The 17,394-nt window shown below is 72.8% G+C and carries 14 protein-coding genes and 1 pseudogene; 9 read left to right on the forward strand and 6 right to left on the reverse strand.

Features of this window, described 5'->3' with window-relative positions:
* Nucleotides 1–188 precede the first annotated feature (188 nt).
* The gene (locus tag D7I43_RS27145; RefSeq protein ID WP_120331418.1) at nucleotides 189–1,283 is read left to right on the forward strand and encodes an aminotransferase-like domain-containing protein; all 1,095 of its coding nucleotides are present in this window, start codon (nucleotides 189–191) and stop codon (nucleotides 1,281–1,283) included.
* A gap of 392 nt (nucleotides 1,284–1,675) precedes the next feature.
* Entirely contained in the window at nucleotides 1,676–2,824 is a 1,149-nt protein-coding gene (gene corA, locus D7I43_RS27150) for a magnesium/cobalt transporter CorA (RefSeq protein ID WP_120331419.1), read from the forward strand.
* Between the two features lie 129 nt (nucleotides 2,825–2,953).
* Here the strand turns inward: corA and D7I43_RS27155 are convergent, their stop codons facing one another.
* Nucleotides 2,954–3,748 carry a hypothetical protein gene (locus D7I43_RS27155; RefSeq protein ID WP_120331420.1) on the reverse strand — a complete coding sequence of 265 codons (795 nt, stop codon included), beginning with the start codon at nucleotides 3,746–3,748 and terminating at the stop codon, nucleotides 2,954–2,956.
* Nucleotides 3,749–3,832: 84 nt separating this feature from the next.
* Here D7I43_RS27155 and D7I43_RS27160 point away from each other — a divergent pair, with 84 nt between their 5' ends.
* Complete coding sequence (locus D7I43_RS27160; protein ID WP_120331421.1) at nucleotides 3,833–4,363, forward strand: peptidylprolyl isomerase; 531 nt, start codon at nucleotides 3,833–3,835, stop codon at nucleotides 4,361–4,363.
* Nucleotides 4,364–4,418: 55 nt separating this feature from the next.
* Nucleotides 4,419–5,333, forward strand: coding sequence for a rhomboid family intramembrane serine protease (locus D7I43_RS27165; RefSeq protein ID WP_120331452.1), 915 nt, complete (start codon nucleotides 4,419–4,421; stop codon nucleotides 5,331–5,333).
* Between the two features lie 44 nt (nucleotides 5,334–5,377).
* Here D7I43_RS27165 and D7I43_RS27170 read toward each other — a convergent pair whose 3' ends face one another.
* Nucleotides 5,378–5,848 (reverse strand): PH domain-containing protein, encoded by a 471-nt coding sequence (locus D7I43_RS27170; protein ID WP_120331422.1) that lies wholly within the window; start codon nucleotides 5,846–5,848, stop codon nucleotides 5,378–5,380.
* Nucleotides 5,849–5,967: 119 nt separating this feature from the next.
* Between D7I43_RS27170 and D7I43_RS27175 the strand changes: the two genes are divergently transcribed.
* From D7I43_RS27175 to D7I43_RS27190, 4 genes are all read left to right on the forward strand, one after another.
* On the forward strand, nucleotides 5,968–7,140 hold the full coding sequence (locus D7I43_RS27175) for a thiolase family protein (protein ID WP_120331423.1): 1,173 nt from the start codon (nucleotides 5,968–5,970) through the stop codon (nucleotides 7,138–7,140).
* Between the two features lie 129 nt (nucleotides 7,141–7,269).
* Entirely contained in the window at nucleotides 7,270–8,865 is a 1,596-nt protein-coding gene (locus D7I43_RS27180; RefSeq protein WP_147427303.1) for a glycoside hydrolase domain-containing protein, read from the forward strand.
* A gap of 56 nt (nucleotides 8,866–8,921) precedes the next feature.
* A complete protein-coding gene (locus D7I43_RS27185; protein ID WP_120331425.1) occupies nucleotides 8,922–9,923 on the forward strand; it encodes a phosphotransferase in 1,002 nt (333 codons plus the stop codon).
* A 149-nt stretch (nucleotides 9,924–10,072) separates the two neighbouring features.
* Nucleotides 10,073–10,588, forward strand: a complete 516-nt coding sequence (locus D7I43_RS27190) for a hypothetical protein (RefSeq protein ID WP_120331426.1) — start codon at nucleotides 10,073–10,075, stop codon at nucleotides 10,586–10,588.
* 129 nt (nucleotides 10,589–10,717) lie between these two features.
* On the opposite strand, the gene D7I43_RS27195 is transcribed toward D7I43_RS27190, so the two are convergent.
* Both D7I43_RS27195 and D7I43_RS27200 read right to left on the reverse strand, forming a co-directional pair.
* Nucleotides 10,718–12,316 (reverse strand): ricin-type beta-trefoil lectin domain protein, encoded by a 1,599-nt coding sequence (locus D7I43_RS27195; protein ID WP_120331427.1) that lies wholly within the window; start codon nucleotides 12,314–12,316, stop codon nucleotides 10,718–10,720.
* Nucleotides 12,317–12,550: 234 nt separating this feature from the next.
* Nucleotides 12,551–14,830: a hypothetical protein gene (locus tag D7I43_RS27200; protein WP_120331428.1), complete on the reverse strand. Its 2,280-nt coding sequence runs from the start codon at nucleotides 14,828–14,830 to the stop codon at nucleotides 12,551–12,553.
* Between the two features lie 123 nt (nucleotides 14,831–14,953).
* Between D7I43_RS27200 and D7I43_RS27205 the strand changes: the two genes are divergently transcribed.
* Complete coding sequence (locus D7I43_RS27205) at nucleotides 14,954–15,658, forward strand: glycosyltransferase family 2 protein (RefSeq protein ID WP_120331429.1); 705 nt, start codon at nucleotides 14,954–14,956, stop codon at nucleotides 15,656–15,658.
* 108 nt (nucleotides 15,659–15,766) lie between these two features.
* Here D7I43_RS27205 and D7I43_RS27210 read toward each other — a convergent pair.
* Together D7I43_RS27210 and D7I43_RS27215 are read right to left on the reverse strand one after the other, a co-directional pair.
* Nucleotides 15,767–16,588, reverse strand: a pseudogene (locus tag D7I43_RS27210) (transketolase family protein); the annotation flags it as partial.
* 3 nt (nucleotides 16,589–16,591) lie between these two features.
* Nucleotides 16,592–17,383: a transketolase gene (locus tag D7I43_RS27215; RefSeq protein WP_240033184.1), complete on the reverse strand. Its 792-nt coding sequence runs from the start codon at nucleotides 17,381–17,383 to the stop codon at nucleotides 16,592–16,594.
* Between the last annotated feature and the right edge of the window lie 11 nt (nucleotides 17,384–17,394).

The raw sequence follows: 17,394 nt of genomic DNA on the forward strand, positions 1-17,394 counted from the left end.
CGGCACTCCGGGGCGAGGCCCGGCCCACGGAACGCGCCGGCCGGCGGGCGCAGCACGACCCGCTCGCCCTTCCGGTCCGACTTGCCGCACCGCGGGTTCGGCCGAGGTCACCCGACCCGGTGGCTCAGGATGCGGACATCGCCGTGCCGTCGGCGTACGCCCGATGGCCGCCCGTACGCTCAACAGCCATGACCGCCGAGCAGCTGATCTCCTTCGCCCGTGGTGCGCCCTCGCTGGACATCGTCGATGTCGAGGGGCTCAAGGCCGCCGCCGTCCGCGCGTTCGACGCCGACCCCGCCGGGGTCACGGCGTACGGCACCTCCGTCGGCTACCCGCCCCTGCGCAGGTGGATCGCCGAGAAGCACGGGGTGGCGCCGGAGCAGGTGCTCATCACGAACGGTTCGCTCCAGGCCGACGCCTTCCTCTTCGACCACCTGGTCCGCCCGGGCGACGCGGTGGTGGTGGAGCGGCCCACGTACGACCGGACCCTGCTCAACCTCAAGCGGATGGGCAGCGAGCTGCACGGCGTCACCATCCAGCCGGACGGCCTGGACACCGCCGAGCTGCGCAAGCTGCTGGAGTCGGGGGTGCGCCCCCGGCTGGCGCACATCATCCCGAACTACCAGAACCCGGCCGGTGTGACGCTCTCGCTGGAGAAGCGGCGGGAGCTGCTCGACCTGGCCGCCGAGTACGAGTTCACGATCTTCGAGGACGACCCGTACGCGGACATCCGGTTCCGGGGCGAGCCGCTGCCGTCGATGCTCTCGCTGGACACGCGTGACGTCGTGGTCCACGCCTCCAGCTTCACGAAGACGGTCTGCCCCGGCGTCCGGGTCGGCTACCTGGTCGGGCCGGCCGACCTGATCGCGGACATCGCGAAGAAGGCGACGAGCCTCTACATCTCGCCGGGCATGGTCTCCGAGGCGATCGTGCACCAGTTCTGCGTGTCCGGTGAGATCGACCGCTCGATCGAGACCGTGCGGGCCGCGCTCGGTGAGCGCGCCCGCGTCCTGGCCGAGTCACTTCGCCGGCACCTGCCGCAGGTTCGCTTCGTGGAGCCCGACGGCGGCTACTTCCTCTGGGTGGAGTTCCCCGAGGACGTCCTGGTGGACCGGCTCGCCCCGGCGGCGGCCGAGCGCGGCGTGGCCGTGGTGAAGGGCAGCGACTTCATGGTCGACGGCGGGCAGCACGCCCTGCGGCTCGCCTTCTCCGCGGTGACCGCCGACCGGATCGACGAGGGTGTACGCCGGCTCGCAGAAGCGGTGGAAGCGGTTCGCGGGTGAGTTTCTGTCGGATTCCCGACAGAATGGCGTTGCCGGCCGCCCCGGGACTCCCGCCCGGGGGGCCGGCGGGCCCACAATGCTGCGAGCGTCACTCACGACGTGTAGCCGAGGGCGTCCTCCGATCCTCGTCGCCGGTCGAGCCGGCAACGAGCGGGCCCGACCCTCGTCGCCCCGGTCGGAAGTGGCGTGACCAGCACAACCCCCGCCCCCACAGGGCGCCGGGTGGGCCGCGTCGTCCCCTCACCCCCCGATGCGACCCGGCCCGCCCGGCCCCGCTTCACGTACCGAGCCGTCACAGGCGGTGACGGACCGATCGGGCGTACCCTGCAATCCGGCCATCGAGGCCGACCGGCGCGACTCGCCGGGCGGCGGAGCGTGGAGAGGGGGGCACGATGACGGATCGGGAGCAACGAGGCCGGATCTCCTCGCCGAACGGGGGGCGGCTGCCGCGACCGCGAGCCTGGGCGGCTCCGGTGCGGGCGATGACACGCATCCTGAGCACCGACGGCGCACCGCGCGTCCCCGAGCCCTCCCGCCCCGGTCGGGACGCGGTGGTCGACTGCGCGCTCTACGTCGACGGCAGGCGGCAGCCGGGCGACTGGACGTACGCCGAGGCGCTGGCCGCCGCCCGCCGGGAGGAGCACGCCTTCGTCTGGCTGGGGCTCCACCAGCCGGAACTGGAGCAGATGACCGCCATCGCGGCCACGTACGGGCTGCACGAGCTGGCCGTCGAGGACGCGGTGAAGGCGGCGCAGCGCCCGAAGCTGGAGCAGTTCGGCGACGTCAGCTTCCTCGTGCTGCGGACGGCCCGGTACTGCGAACACGGCGAGCTGACCGAGTCGTCCGAGGTGGTGGAGACCGGGCAGGTGATGCTCTTCATCGGCCCGAACTTCCTCATCAGCGTCCGGCACGGCGACGCGTGCCGGCTCGCGCCGGTCCGGGCCGACCTGGAGACCAAGCAGGAGCTGCTGCTCCACGGGCCGTGGGCGGTCGCGTACGCCATCACCGACCGGGTCGTGGACCTCTACCTGGAGGTCGCCGACCAGCTCGAGGACGACCTGGACCTGCTCGAGGCGCAGGTCTTCGACCGGAACGGCAGCGGCCGGATCCAGAAGATCTACCAGATGAAGCGCGAGCTGGTGGAGTTCAAGCGGGCCGTGGTGCCGCTGCAACGCCCCCTGCTGCGGCTGACGTCGGACGTCAATCGGGACGTGCCGAAGGAGATCCGGCGCTACTTCCGCGACGTGCAGGACCACCTCAGCCGCACGGTCGAGCAGGTGAACTCGTACGACGACCTGCTCAACTCGATCCTCCAGGCGCGGCTCGCCCAGGTCACGGTCGACCAGAACAACGACATGCGCAAGATCGCGGCGTGGGCGGCCATCGCGGCGGTCTGGACGGCCATCGCCGGCATCTACGGCATGAACTTCCGGTACATGCCGGAGCTGGAGTGGAAGTACAGCTACCCGTTCATCTGGGCCGTCATGGTGGCCTGCTCGTACATGCTGTACCGCTGGTTCCGCCGCAACGGCTGGCTCTGACCGCGAGCCGCGACCCGGCGCCCCACCCCGCACGGCCGGCGCCCCGTCGCACGCCGCGTCCCGGACGCGGAGGCGCCGGCGTAGCGGGATGTCCCCCGCCTCGCCGGCGCTCCTCCACCGCGTCCGCGGTCAGCGACGCCCGTTGGTGCGGGCGGTGTCCTTGCCCATCGCCTTCGTGAGGTCGTCGGCCGGCCGGCCGGAGACGTCCGTGGCGCCCTCGGCCACCGAGGGAACCTTGTCGGTCGGCTGGACCTTCGCGCGGGTGCCCGTCGAGGTGGTGGAGGCGCTGTCGCCACCGGCCACCGCCGAGCTGCCCGCCCCGGTCGGGCCACCGCCCACAGCGGACGTACGGGAGGTCGTCGCGTCGGCCATCTTCGCGCCGGCCGGCGTCGACCGGGTCTGCACCTCGATCGTGTCGACCTCGTCCCGCATCGGCTCCAGCGTGCGGGTGGGGTCGTACTCCGCCCACTCCTGCTGTTCCCGGCGGCGCCGCGCGGCCATCATCCCGGCCACGCCGGCGATCGCGCCGGCGGCCAGCAGGCCCGTCATCATCCGGCCGCGGCGGCGCGGCTGCTTCTTCTTCCCGGTCATCCGCATGTTCCTCGACTTCGCCTTCCTGGTCATCGAACCCGCCTGCACGGCGCCGTCGCGGGCGGCCGCGGCGAGCGGTGCGAGCGAGGTGAGCGTGGTCCCCCAGCCGGTCGCGGCGCGGTCACGCAGTCTCGCCGCCGTCGGTCCGACGTGGTCCCGGGCCGCCTGGACGCGCGGTCCGACCGTCGCGCCAGCGCCCTTGGCGGCGTACGTGGCTGCCTGCATCAGGTGACTGATGCCCTGGTTCAGCTCGGCCCTCGCGAGTTGCCTCTGGGACTTCCGCCGCCCCATTCCAAACACGGTCCCACCTCCTGGGAGTTGTTCCTCCGTCATCCTCCACCTTCGGATGCCTCCGTGATGCCAGATCGGGCACATGGGAGGATCCGCATGGAACTGACCAACGAGTGAGGAGTACCCGTGGCCGAGTCCATCTACGCCACCCTGCACACCAACGCCGGGCCGATCCGGCTGGAGCTCTTCCCGAACCACGCCCCGAAGACCGTCCGCAACTTCGTCGAGCTGGCGGAGGGGACGCGCGAATACATCGACCCGCGCACCGGCCAGCCGGGCAAGGGTCCGTACTACGACGGCACCATCTCCCACCGGGTGATCGCCGGCTTCATGATCCAGATGGGGGACCCGACCGGCACCGGCCGTGGCGGCCCCGGCTACAAGTTCGCCGACGAGTTCCACCCGGAGCTGCGCTTCGACCGGCCGTACCTGCTGGCGATGGCGAACGCCGGGCCGGGCACCAACGGCTCGCAGTTCTTCATCACCGTCGCCCCGACGCCGCACCTGAACAACCGGCACACGATCTTCGGGCAGGTGGCCGACGAGCAGTCGGCGAAGGTGGTCGACTCGATCGCCAACACCCCGACCGGCCCGAGCGACCGTCCGCTGCAGGACGTCGTGATCGAGCGGGTCGAGATCGAGCGGAACGCTGCCTGAGGCGCGCGCGAGGTACCTTTGCTCGCATGACTGAGCGCTCCGGAGGGTGGACACGGTGAGCGAGTCGCCGCCGACCACCCCGGTCTGCTACCGACACCCCGGCCGGGAGACGTACGTCCGGTGCACCCGCTGCGACCGGCCGATCTGCCCGGACTGCATGCGCGCGGCGTCGGTGGGCCACCAGTGCCCGGAGTGCGTCAACGAGGGGCGCCGTAGCGTCCGGCCGGCGCGTACCGCCTTCGGGGGCGGTGCCGCCGGCCGGCACGGCTACGTCACCAAGGCGCTGATCGCGGTCAACGTCCTGCTGATGCTCCTCTCCATCGCCTCCGACCGGGGCGGTGACGCGGCCGTGGGCGGGCGCGGCTTCGGCGGACTGCTCGGCGGCAGCACGCCGCTGACCGACTGGGGCGCCGTGCTCGGGCTCGCCGTCTTCCCCGACGGCACGGTGGGCGGCGTCGCCGACGGCGAGTGGTACCGGCTCGTCACCGCGATGTTCCTGCACTACGGCGTCCTGCACCTGCTGCTGAACATGTGGGCGCTCTGGGTGCTCGGCCGGTCGTTGGAGGCCACCCTCGGGCCGCTGCGCTTCCTGGCCCTCTACCTGATCGCCGGTTTCGGCGGGAACGTCGCGGCCTACCTGTTCAGCGCCCAGAACGCGGCCACCGCCGGCGCGTCCACGGCCGTCTTCGGTCTGTTCGCCGGGATCTTCGTCATCATGCGGCGGCTCGGGCGGGACACCTCGGCGATCCTGCCGATCCTCGTCATCAACCTGATCTTCACGTTCACCGTGCCGAGCATCTCGATCGCCGGGCACCTGGGCGGCCTGGTGGTCGGCGGCCTGATGGCCCTCGTGCTCGCGTACGCGCCCCGCTCCCGCCGCACGCTGGTGCAGTTCGCGGGCGGCGCGATCATCGTGTTGATCCTTTTGGCGCTGGCCCTGTTCCGGACGGCCCAGCTCCTGGCGGGCTGAGACCCGGGCCGCGATCCGGAGGTCCCGGCCGGCTGACCCGCGGCTCAGGGGTGGTCCGGCCGTCGCGGCGGTCGCGTCGACTCCGGCACGGCGGCCGTCCGCGCCACGCGCAGCAGCCGGGCCACCTCCCCGGGCTCGGCGCCGAGGTCGTACCGGCTGAACAGGTGCAGCGAGTGCCCGGCGTCGATCTCGAGGGTCTCGGTGGAGAGGCCCAGCCGGGACCGGCGGTCCACGGTGATCGCCTCGATCGCCGGCCAGGGAAGGTGCCGCCGCCCGGCGAACCCCTGGATCACGGTGACCCCCGCGTCGTCGGCCGCCAGGCGGACGGGTGCCAGCAGGTCGCGGGCTCCCCACACGACGAGTGCGGCGGACGCCACGCAGGCGAGCGCCAGACGGACCACGTCGCCGTCGGCGAACAGCAGGCCGAGCGAGACCAGCAGGACCGCGCCGGCGATCTTCGCGGCGGGCAGGTTCGCGGGCACCCGCCACTCCCGTACCGGGAACGTCTCCTCCACCCGCCCAGCATGCCAGCGGACGGGGGCCGGTGGTGTCGTCCGACGGCGCGCCGCGGGGTGGGGCGTCCCGCCAGTCGAGGACGTAGGATCGGGGCAGCCCAGGTTACCGGGGAGTAGACATGAGTGACGCGGTTATCGTCGGCGCCGTACGCACCCCCGTGGGGCGGCGTAAGGGCAGCCTCGCCGGGGTGCACCCGGTCGACCTGTCGGCCCACGTGCTGCGCGCGCTGGCCGAGCGCACCGGCATCGACCCCGCGCAGGTCGACGACGTGTTCTGGGGCTGCGTCTCCCAGGTGGGCGAGCAGTCGTGGAACATCGCCCGCAACGGCGTGCTGGCCGCCGGCTGGCCGGAGTCGGTGCCCGGCACCACCCTGGACCGGCAGTGCGGATCGAGCCAGCAGGCCCTGCACTTCGCCGCCGCGACGGTGCTCTCCGGGCAGGCCGACCTCGTGGTCGCCGGCGGGGTCGAGTCGATGACCCGGGTGCCGATGGGCTCCAGCGTGGCCGGCGGAACGCCGTTCAGCGACGCGGTGCGGCAGCGCTACCGCGGCGTCGAGGGCGTCGCCGAGGACTCCCCGCTCCCCTTCAACCAGGGCGTCGGCGCCGAGCTGATCGCCCAGCGGTGGCGCTTCTCGCGTACGCAGCTCGACGAGTTCGCCCTGGCCAGCCACGAGAAGGCGGCCGCCGCCCAGGACGCCGGCGCGTTCGACCCGGAGCTGGCCCCCGTGGCGCTGGCCGACGGCGGCAAGTTCGCCGCCGACGAGGGCATCCGCCGGGACACCTCGCTGGAGAAGCTGGGGGGGCTGGCCACACCGTTCCGGGAGGACGGCGTGGTGACGGCCGGGTCCGCGTCCCAGATCTCCGACGGCGCGGCCGCTCTCGCGGTCACGACGAGTGAGTGGGCCAGCCGGCACGGGCTGCGCCCGCTGGCCCGGATCCACACCGCGGTCGTCGCCGCCGACGACCCGGTCACCATGCTCACCGCGCCGATCCCGGCCACCGCGAAGGCGCTGCGCCGCGCGGGCCTGGGCATCGAGGAGATCGGGGTGTACGAGGTGAACGAGGCGTTCGCCCCGGTACCCCTGGCGTGGCTGGCCGAGACGGAGGCGGACCCGGAGCGGCTCAACCCGCGGGGCGGGGCGATCGCCCTCGGCCACCCGCTCGGCGCCTCCGGAGCGCGGATCATGACGACGATGCTCCAGCACATGCGGGACAACGGGATCCGTTACGGGCTCCAGACCATGTGCGAGGGCGGCGGCATGGCCAACGCCACGATCGTCGAATTGCTCTGACGTTTCCCCGCATCCCCGGCGTCCGACCTCGACAACGAGGGTCGGGTGTGGTCAGAATCAGCGGACCGTGGCGAGCGGGTGACGAGACATGTCCGCCCGCCGCTCCCATCCGCGGCAGATCGGGGAGACGTGAACTCGGCCTCTTTGCCACGTACGCTGCGTCGCGCAACGCGCCGCCTTCTGGCCGGCACGGCCGCCTGCGCGCTCGGCGCCGGCCTCGTGGTCACCGCAGCCACCGGCCCGGCCCTGGCCGCCGTCGGCCCGCAGCCCGGCACCTACACCGGGCTGGGCTTCGACGCGTGCACCGCGCCAACGAGCGCTCAGATGCAGGCGTGGCAGGAGTCTCCCTACCGGGCGATCGTCATCTACTTCGGCGGAGTCAACCGTGGCTGCGCCCAGCCCGCGCTGACGGCCGAATGGGTGGCGACCCAGACCGCGGCCGGCTGGCACCTCGTACCCATGTACGTCGGTCTCCAGGCGCCCTGCCTCGACACCAGCGAGCAGCGGATCGATCCGGCACAGGCCGCGGCGCAGGGCCGCGCCCAGGCCCAGGACGCCGTGAACCAGGCGGTGAGCCTCGGCCTGCCGCGGGAGTCCGTGCTCTTCTACGACATGGAGGACTACGACGGGGGTGACACGGCCTGCACGGCGGCGGTCACGACGTTCATGAGCGCGTGGACCGCCCAGCTGCACGACCTGGGCTACCTCTCCGGCTTCTACAGCAGCATGGCTCGCGGTGTGGCCGACCAGGTCGCCGCCTACGGGACGGCCGGTTACGTGCGCCCGGACTACCTCGACTTCGCCCGCTGGGATGGCGTGGCCACGGTGACGGACCCGGGCATCCCGGCGGGTTACTGGTGGCCGAAGCGGCGGATCAAGCAGCACGTGGGACCGCACAACGAGACCTGGGGAGGCGTCACGATAAACATCGATGGCGACTACCTGGACGTCGCCCCGCTGCCGACGACGCCGTTCGGCGACTTCACCGGCAACGGGTGGTCCGACGTCGGCTACCGGGAACCCTCCACCAGCCGGCTGCACATCTACGGCGGCAACGGGACGACGCTGAGTGGGCGGGTGACGCTCGGTACCGGCTGGAACAACATGGACACGATCATCCGGGCCGGGAACTTCGACCGTGCCGGTGGCGAGGACGTCATCGCCCGCGAGCCCGCCACCGGCTACCTGTGGTTCTACCCGGGCAACGGCTCCGGCGTCACCGGCCGGTTCAACCTCGGTGCCGGCTGGAACGGCTTCCGGGAGATCACCCACGTCGGGGACTACAACCGTGACGGCTACCAGGACCTGGTGGCGGTGGAGACGGCCACGGGCTCGCTCTACCTCTACCCCGGTCGGGGCAGCGGCGCGTTCAGCACCCGGATCCGGCTCGGCGGTGGATGGAACACCGTCGACGAGCTGAGTGGCGGGGGCGACTTCAACGGTGACGGCTACGCCGACGTGGTCGCCCGGGAGAAGAGCAGCGGGCGTCTCTACCTCTACCCGGGCACGGCCGGCGGGTTCGTCACCCGTACGCAGGTCGGGGCGGGCTGGGACACGATGCGGGACCTCGCCCAGGTCGGCGACTTCGACCGGGACGGTTGGCCCGACCTGGTCGCCGTGCAGAAGTCGACGGGTTACCTCTACCGGTACCGCTGGCTTGGCAACAGTTTCGCCACGGCGATCCGGATCGGCACCGGATTCGGCCCCATGACGCCGATCATCTGAGCGTCGCGCGGAAAACGCCTGGCCCGACCGGCGGGGGCGTTCCTAGCCTGCCTTCCGTGACGACCTCCGCGAACAGTCGCCCGGCCTGGTTCGACGCTCGCTGGCGAGCCGAGGCCCACGCCTGGATCCGGGAGTCGCTCGCCCGGGCCGGCCGCCGGGTCAGCGCCCCGGTGGAGCCGCGGCTCCGGCCGTGGTCGCTGGTGTGGCGGGTGCCCACCGACGCCGGGGCGGTGTGGTTCAAGGCGAACAACCCCGGCACGGTCCACGAGGCCGGGCTGTTGAGGGCGCTGGCCGACCTCACGCCGGGCCGGGTGCTGGAACCGATCGCCGTCGACGCCGAGAGGGGCTGGTCGCTGCTGCCGGACGGCGGCGTGTCGCTGCGCGACCTGCTCGCCCGCGACAACGACCTCGGGCACTGGGAGCGGGTGCTCCGCGAGTACGCCGCGCTCCAGCGGGCCGTCGCGCCCCGGGTCGAGCGGCTGCTCGCCCTCGGTGTCCCCGACCACCGGCCCGAGCGGCTGCCCGCGTTGCTGTCCGATCTGCTCGACGACCGGGAGTCGCTGCGGATCGGCGCGGACGGCGGAGTGAGCACGGAGGTGTACGACCGGCTGCGGGCCGAGCTGCCGGCGTACGCCGACCGGTGCCGGCGGCTCGCCGAGATCGGTGTCCCCGCCACGATCCAGCACGACGACCTGCACGACGGCAACATCTTCGCCACGCCCGCCGGCGACTACCGCTTCTTCGACTGGGGCGACGCGTCGGTGGCGCACCCGTTCGGCACCCTGCTCGTGACCCTCCGTTCGATCCGGTACGCGTCCGAGCGGGAACCGGGCGATCCCGCCCTGACCCGGCTGCGCGACGCCTACCTGGAGCCGTGGACGGACGCGTACGACAGGGCCACGCTCGTGGAGGCGGCCCGCCTGGCCGTGAACGTCACCACGGTGAGCCGGGCGCTCTCCTGGCGTCGGTCGCTCGACACGGCCGGCCCAGCCCGGGCCGAGTACGCCGAGGCGGTGCCGGGCTGGCTCGCCGAGTTGCTGACGCCGGACGAAGTCTGAGCGGGCTCACGACAGCGGGAATCCCGCGTCCGCATGTCCCACCGGGCTCGGGGCCGGATGTCGGACAGGCGGTGCGACCCTGGCCCGTGGAACTTCTGCAAATTGCGCGTGACCCATGTCACTGCCGCACGCGTGTCGTTGGGCAGAGCATGGACGTCTTCTCCCGAACGTTCCTTCCGGCCGCCGCCGAGGCCGGCCTGGCGCTGCAGACCGTCAGCCGGCACATGCCCGTCTTCCGCCGCTGCGTCGGCTCGGGCGACGCCACCATCCTGGTGACCCGGTGCAGCCGTCCCGACCGTCCGGTCGGCGGCGAGTACCTGCTCCTGCTCACCCACCGACGACTCGTCGTCACCCAGCAGACCCGGGTGCTGCACCGGCTCCGCCTGCACCTCAACACCGAACTGCGGGAACTCAGCAACGTCACGTGGAGCCCCGACCCGCGTACGCACTCCGTCGAGCTGGCCGCCACGGCGATCGACGGGGTCCGCGAGCGGTTCCTCATCCGTACCGGGCACCCGAAGCAGGTGTGGCAGCTCGACACGCTGCTCAACCACGCCTTCCGTACCCGCCTGCGGGCCGCACGGGAGCGGATCGTGGCGACCATCGGTGAGCCCACGGCAACCGCCCGCCCCACCACGTCCCCCCACCCCACCCCCGTCCGCTAACCCCCCGAGCCCGCGCGCGCCCCCGCCCACTCCCCGCGATCTTGCAGTTTGTGCCCCTGGTTCGTGGTGGTGTGTGGCTTTTGTCGGGGCGGAAAGTGCAAGATCGCGGGGGTGGAGGGGCGGTCAGGGTCAGTACACCCGGGAGCCGATGAAGTCGTCGTGGCCGTAGCCGACCGGGTTCGGGAAGTTGCGGGACTCGAAGGACCACTTCTGGCGGCTGCTCGTCGAGCAGGTGGCCAGCCGCAGCCGCGGCGTGCCGAGCAGCGGGTTGTCGAAGGCCAGGCAGAGGTTGCTGTTGCCGGCCGGCTTGATCTGGCTGCCCACGAACACGAACTTCTGGTTCGCCCCGCCGTGGCAGTCGTAGATGTTCACGGCCGTCCCCGAGGTCAGTGACCCGTTGGCGACGTCGAGGCACCGGTCGTGGGAGAGCTCAGAGTGCAGCGACTGCCGGGTCGCGTCGTACCAGAAGCCCTGGTTGCGTCCGCCGTGGCAGCCGTACGACTGCTGCGGCGTGCCGTTGCGCGAGTCGTACCCCTTGCCGTCCAGGCAGGTGCCGGTGGCCTGGTTGCGCAGCTGGCGGAACTCGAGCAGCCCGTCGTAGAGCACGCCCGTGCCGGTGCTGGCCGGGTCGACGCAGGTGGCCCGCTGCTGCCCCGAGTTCCAGAACTGGGTGATGCACTGGGCGAACATGCCGTGCCCGCGGTAGTTCGGGTGGAACGACTGGCGGGCCGCGTTCTCGTCCCAGATGCCGAGTTCGATGTAGAGGCCGCGTACCGACGTGCTGTCGGTGCAGACCTCGTGGCCGTGGAAGAGGCGGCTGGCGTCCAGGTAGCGGGTGCCGGTGTTGGCGGCGGCCGCGCGCAGCGCCGACTCGAAGAGCGGCACCGCCTTGTTCCGGGCGAACGCGGCGTCGGCCAGGTAGAGCAGGCAGCTGCCCGCGTACCAGCCGGGGAAGTCCGGGTTGTCCTCGACGTCGGGGCTGCCCGGGCTCGGGTACGACATGAGCACCAGCTCGTAGTCCGAGCGCAGGTAGCCGGCGCCGGTCATGGTGTTGCGGATGTCCGTGAGCGCCGCCTCGACGGCCTGGCGGCTGCCGTCCGTGCGGACCGTCCACTCGTCGGTGTAGGTGGGGTAGCACGGGCCCTGGAACAGCACGCGGCGCAGGGCGCAGTCCGTGGCCACCGGGCCGAACTGGATGGTCCCGTCACCGTTCGCGCCGACCACCACCCAGATCAGCCTGATGTGCGTGTTCCGCGCCTTGATCGCCAGGTGGTCGCCCTGGTTCAGCTCGTTGTGCTGGGTGGGCCCGCCCCGGATGAGGTTCCACGGGGTGGCACCCGAGCAGGCGATGTTGTACCTCTCGTCCGCGGCGATGCCGGTGCGGAACACCGCCTGGTCGTACGAGCGGTCGCACCAGTTCCCGGGCTCGTGGGTGCCGGGGACGTAGTTGCCCACCCCCTCACCCGAGATCTCGCTGTCGCCCATGGTGATGAGCGCCGTGCGGCGCTGCTCGATGGGCCGGATGTCCGGTGTGCCGTAGAGGGCGGTGGCCTCGGCGGCGCGGATGGCCTCGAGGTTCGCCGGGAGGGGCTGGATGGCCGGCCGGTCGGCGGCGACGGCGGGGGCGGCCGGGCCGGCGAACATCGGCAGGGCGAGAGCGGCGGCGACGGCCGCGACGGCGATGCGCCGCCGGGTGGTCCGTTCGCGCCTGGCGGAGGTGACAGGCATCGACGCACTCCTTTCCGCTCAATCGCAGGATGTCGATTGAGTTACCAGACGGTAACGTGCGGATCGGCACATGTGAATGCGTCTCGTAATCCTTGCGCGGACTGCCGAACGGTGCCCTTCGGGCGATCCGGACGCCGCCCCCCGGGCGGGCACCCCTGATCGGCCCGCTCACTCCGGACGGTCCGCCCGGACGGTCCGCCCGGACGGTCCGCCCGGACGGTCCGCCCGGACGGGTCAGCCGGGCGGAGGCAGGGCGTAGCCGACGTACGTCCGGTACTCGACCCGCCAGCCGGGCGGCACGAGCCGGACACACGCCGTCCGGGGCCCGGTGCAGACGATGGCGTCCACCGAGGACGGCTCGGCCGGCGGCCGGTCGGGAAGCACCGACCGGAGCGCCAGCAGTTCGGGTGGCCGCCCGTCGGCGTCGCGCAGCAGCAGCCACCAGGGGTACTCCCAGTTGTCGTTCTGCTCCACGAGGCCGATCCGGCGGGCGCCGCTGTCGCGTACCGCCGCGGCCGCCCACCGGAACTCGTCGGCCCACTGTGGCCGGCGCAGGAACCGGGTCTCCCACTCCGACGCGGTGAAGACCGATCCCGCACCGACCAGCCGGCGCGGGAAGCCGTACGACACCGCGAGCACGCCGGCCAGCGCGGAGGTGGCCAGGACGACCGTGGCCGCCAGCGCGGCGATCGACCGCCGGCCCGCGACCGGTGTGGCGGGTACGGCGAGCGTGGGCGTGCTCGCACGGCGGCGGAACAGCGCGTCGAGCCAGAGCCCGGCCAGGGGTACGGCGAGCGTCAGCACGTACAGCAGCAGCCGGTTGCCCCACGGCTGCCACTTGATCATCGCGGTGTGCAGCACCACGACGAGCACCACGAGCGCCGCGTACGCCCGCAGCGCCCCCACGTCCGGCGGGGCGAGCCGCCGCGGTCGGGCCAGCGCGACAGCCGTTCCCAGCAGCGCGAGCGCCCCGGTGAGCGGGAACGCCACGCGGTCCTCGTCCGGGTACCAGGACGGCTCCGGGAAGATCTCCCGTCCGAACGTGATCTCCCGGTCCTGCGGGTCGACGCCGATCGCCTCGGCGCCCCGGATGATCGCCTCGGCGGCGGCGTGGCGTAGCGGCGCGAACGGGGTGTCGAACGCGGTGTGCCCGATCCGGGCCGCGTTGACCAGGACCGACAGCGGGTCGTGCCGCTCCATGGGGATCGACTCCCGCAGCCGGGGTGGCCCGAGGGGATGCCCGAACTCCGCCGTGACCCGCGCCACGAAGGGACCGACCACGGCCGCCGCCACCACCACGACCAGCACCGCGCCGCCGAGCGTCCGGGCGATCCGGGGCCCCGCCCCGCCCGCGCCGGGTTCGCCGCGCGCGCCGCCTCGGCCGTCTGCCCCGCCCGGGCCGCCCGCGCCGGCCGCACCCCTCTCGCCCGCCGCGTCGCTGCCGTCTGCCGTCACGGAACCGGCGCGGGCGAGCCGGAGCTGGGCCAGTCCCCAGAGCACCAGCAGCGGGCCGACCGCGATGAGCCCGTTGGTCTTGGTCACGGCGGTCAGCCCGGCGGCCGCCCCGAGCCCGAGCAGCGTGCCCAGCCCGGTACGCCGCCGCAGCTCGTCGAGCACCAGCGTCGCGGCGCAGCCGACCCAGGCGGCGACCACCAGGTCGGTCTGGGTGCTGGTCGCCTGCAACGCCACCATGGGCGTGGTCGCCAGGACGAACGCGGTCAGGAGCTGAGCCCGACGGCCACCGCCGAGCTGCGCGACGATCCGGGCGGCCACCAGCAGGCAGCCCACGCCGGCCGCCCACTGCACCAGGTTGTGCAGCCGGTCACCGCCGGTGAGCAGCCGCAGGTGCAGCAGCAGGTACTCGGCGCCCGGCGGGATGGTCACCTGCCGGTGGATGGCGGTCGCCCAGAAGTCGAGGTCCGCCTGGGCCACCCAGCGCTCGACCTTGGGCAGGTGGTAGGTCTGCGAGTCGAAGTTGTTGGGCTCGGCGAGGAGCGCGACGACCAGTTCCGCCAGGAGCAGTCCGGCCGTCGTGCCGGCGAGCAGCCGTTCGCCCCGGCTGGCCGTACGCCAGCGCTCGGCCAGCCGGGTCCGCCAGCCGGAGGCGTGCCGCCGCGATGCGGGCGTCCCCGATGTCGCGGCCGAAGCGGCCGGCACCGGCCCGGCGTGGGTCTCCCCGGCGAGGCGGGGGGCGGCGGCGACCAGAGCCCCCCGTGGCGCGGCGGAGACCGTCTCCTCCTCCCGGACCGCGTCCCGTCGGCGGCGCCGGGCGGCGGCTGCCGCCGCGACGGCGAGGAAGAGCAGCCAGGCGGCGGCGAAGGCGACCGGGGTCAGCGCACGCAGCGCGCCGAGCACCTCCACGGTGAGGACGGCGAAACTCCCGGTGAGCAGTGCCGCTCGCACCGCGGCCAGTCGCACTGGTGCCACCGTCTCCTTCGCCGGCCGGGTGGCGTGGACGAGCAGGAGCGCCGCGGCGACAGGTGCCACGATGAGCAGGGAGCCGGCTGCCGACATGGCCGGAAGTAAACACCATAGGTCTGGCACGCCACGCCGGACGTCCGGGGATGGAAGGCAGCACAGCGCTGACCAGCCAGGCTACGCTAGGCCCGTCAGGTCGTTCCCACCATGGAGATTTCCGTGAAGCTCTCGATCCTCATGCCCGTCTACAACGAGGAAGAGCGCATCGCGGATGCCCTCAAGCAGGCATTGGCGGTCGACTATCCGTGTGAGATCGAGCTGATCGTGGTCGACGACGGCAGCCGGGACGGCACGGGTGAGATCCTGGGCCGCACCGACGACCAGCGGGTTCGCGTCATCACCCACCAGCGGAACGCGGGCAAGGGCGCGGCCATCAAGACGGCCGTCGACAACGCCGAGGGTGAGTACATGGTCATCCTCGACGCCGACCTCGAGTACGACCCGCAGGACATCCCGAAGCTCCTCGACCCGGTGCTCGACGGCCGCGCCACCGTCGTCTACGGCAACCGCACCTTCGGCAGCCACAGCGCGTACAGCTTCTGGTATGTGATCGGCAACAAGGGCGTCACGATGGCGGCGAACATCCTGTTCAACTCCTACATCGGCGACCTCGAGACCTGCTTCAAGCTGATGCCGGTATCGCTCTACCGCTCGCTGAACATCCGTTCCCGTGGCTTCGGCATGGAGGCCGAGGTGACCGGCAAGCTGCTGCGCCGGCGCATCCGCCCCTACGAGGTGCCGATCAGCTACCGGGCCCGGGGGCGCGAGGAGGGCAAGAAGATCACCTGGCGGGACGGCGTCGAGGCGCTCTGGATCCTCGGCCGGGAGCGCACCCGCCGCCGTCCGGTCGACGCGGACCGCTGAGGTCCGCCCCTCGCCAGGTTGTTCTGCCGCTCAGCGCGCCGGTTGCAGCGCCGCCTCCAGGAAGCGGGTGACCGACCGGCGCAGGCCGGCCGCGTCCAGCCCGTGTCACCGGGTGTGGTCCTCCGCGGAGCCGTACCGGCGTAGGTCGGCGTGCCCCACTCCGAGGGCCAGCAGCCGGTGCGGGCGGTCCGCCAGCGCGTCCGACACCACCCGGCTCGACGTACCCGCCAGGTAGGGCTCGACCAGGATCACCTCGGTGCCCGCCAGCTCCCGCAGACCCGCCGTGTCGAACGGCCGCGGCCGGTTGGTGTACGCCACGGTCACGCCCAGGTCGGCGACCGCGTCCAGGGCGGCGTCCAGCACCGGGCCGACCGCCACGAGCAGCGGCGCTCCCGGCCCGGCGTCGCGGACCACGGTGAGGGCGCCGTCCGTGCCGTGCGGCCGGTCGTTGTGCAGGATCGAGAGCCGCAGGTACGCCGAACCGTCCCCGGCCACCGCGTCGCGCAGCAGCGCCGACACCTCACCGGGATGCCCGGGTACGTGCACGGCCCAGCCGTGCAGCGTGTCGATGAGTGAGACGTCGGCCGGGGAGAGGTGGGTACGGCCGGCCGCCGCCCGGTCGTACGAGGCGCCGACGCTCACCAGCACCGCGGTGGCGGCCTGGTGGTCCAGGTCGAGTTTGATCTGCTCGTACGCCCGCTCCACGAGGAAGGGCGCGTAGCTGTGCACGACCGGCCGCAGCCCGGTGAGCGCCAGCCCACCCGCGACGCCCATCATGAGCTGCTCCCGGATGCCGACGTTCAGCACCCGCTCGGGATGCCGGGCGGCGGCCGGCGCGAAGGCGGCCGCGGAGATGTCGGCGAGCACGAGGGCGGTCCGGGGGTCCTCGGCCAGCAGGTCGGTCATGGTGTCGACGAAGGTCTGTCGCACGGGTCACTCCCCTCCGACGACCGCGACGACGACGTGCGGTCGGTGGTTGTCGTGCCCGGTCAGGGCGTGGTGCAGGGCGTCGTGGTCGCGCCCGTCGACGGTCGCCGCGGTCCAGCCGTTCGCCGTGAACCGGGTGGCCGCCCCGCCCGGCCAGCCGTGGGTGGCCGAGTGGTTGTCGACGACCACGGCGGTCAGGCTGGCCAGGCCGGTGGCCCCGGCGTACGCGATCGCCTCGTGGTTGGAGCCCTCGTCCAGTTCCGCGTCGCCGAGCAGCACGTACACCCGGGGGGTGAGCAGGCCCTGCGCGCGCAGCCCGAGCGCGGTGCCGACGCCGAGGCCGAGCCCGTGGCCGAGTGACCCGGAACCGATCTCCACGCCGGGCACCAGGGTCCGGTCGGGGTGGTCGCCGAGCCGGCTGTCCGGCCCGCCCTGATCGTCCAGCCAGTCCGGGGGGATGAAGCCCTTCGCGGCGAGCACGGCGTAGTAGCCGGCCACCGCGTGCCCCTTGGAGAGCAGGAACCGGTCCCGGTCCGGGTCGTCGGTCGTCTCCGGCGTGATCCGCAGGATCCGGTCGTAGAGCACCCAGAGCACGTCGATCGTCGAGTACACGTTGGCGCCGAACTCCCGGCCGGCGCGCAGCCGCTCCAGCGGCCCGGCGACCGGGCCGGGTACGGCGGGCGGGCCGGGCACGGTCGGCAGTGCCGGCGCCGGTCCGGGGGGCGTGGCCCCGCCCGTCGGGCGGGGCGTGTTGGCAGTTGTCATGGTCATGCCGCTAGCCTGCAAGTTGAAGCGCACTTCAACTCAAG

Source organism: Micromonospora globbae (assembly GCF_003610785.1).
Lineage (GTDB): Bacteria > Actinomycetota > Actinomycetes > Mycobacteriales > Micromonosporaceae > Micromonospora > Micromonospora globbae.

What these genes read in the sequence shown, in the direction of transcription:
- D7I43_RS27145 (WP_120331418.1), top strand. Translation starts at nt 189, where the DNA reads ATGACCGCCGAGCAGCTGATCTCCTTCGCCCGTGGTGCGCCCTCGCTG.
- corA (WP_120331419.1), top strand. Translation starts at nt 1,676, where the DNA reads ATGACGGATCGGGAGCAACGAGGCCGGATCTCCTCGCCGAACGGGGGG.
- D7I43_RS27155 (WP_120331420.1), bottom strand. Translation starts at nt 3,748, where the DNA reads ATGACGGAGGAACAACTCCCAGGAGGTGGGACCGTGTTTGGAATGGGG.
- D7I43_RS27175 (WP_120331423.1), top strand. Translation starts at nt 5,968, where the DNA reads ATGAGTGACGCGGTTATCGTCGGCGCCGTACGCACCCCCGTGGGGCGG.
- D7I43_RS27190 (WP_120331426.1), top strand. Translation starts at nt 10,073, where the DNA reads ATGGACGTCTTCTCCCGAACGTTCCTTCCGGCCGCCGCCGAGGCCGGC.
- D7I43_RS27195 (WP_120331427.1), bottom strand. Translation starts at nt 12,316, where the DNA reads ATGCCTGTCACCTCCGCCAGGCGCGAACGGACCACCCGGCGGCGCATC.
- D7I43_RS27200 (WP_120331428.1), bottom strand. Translation starts at nt 14,830, where the DNA reads ATGTCGGCAGCCGGCTCCCTGCTCATCGTGGCACCTGTCGCCGCGGCG.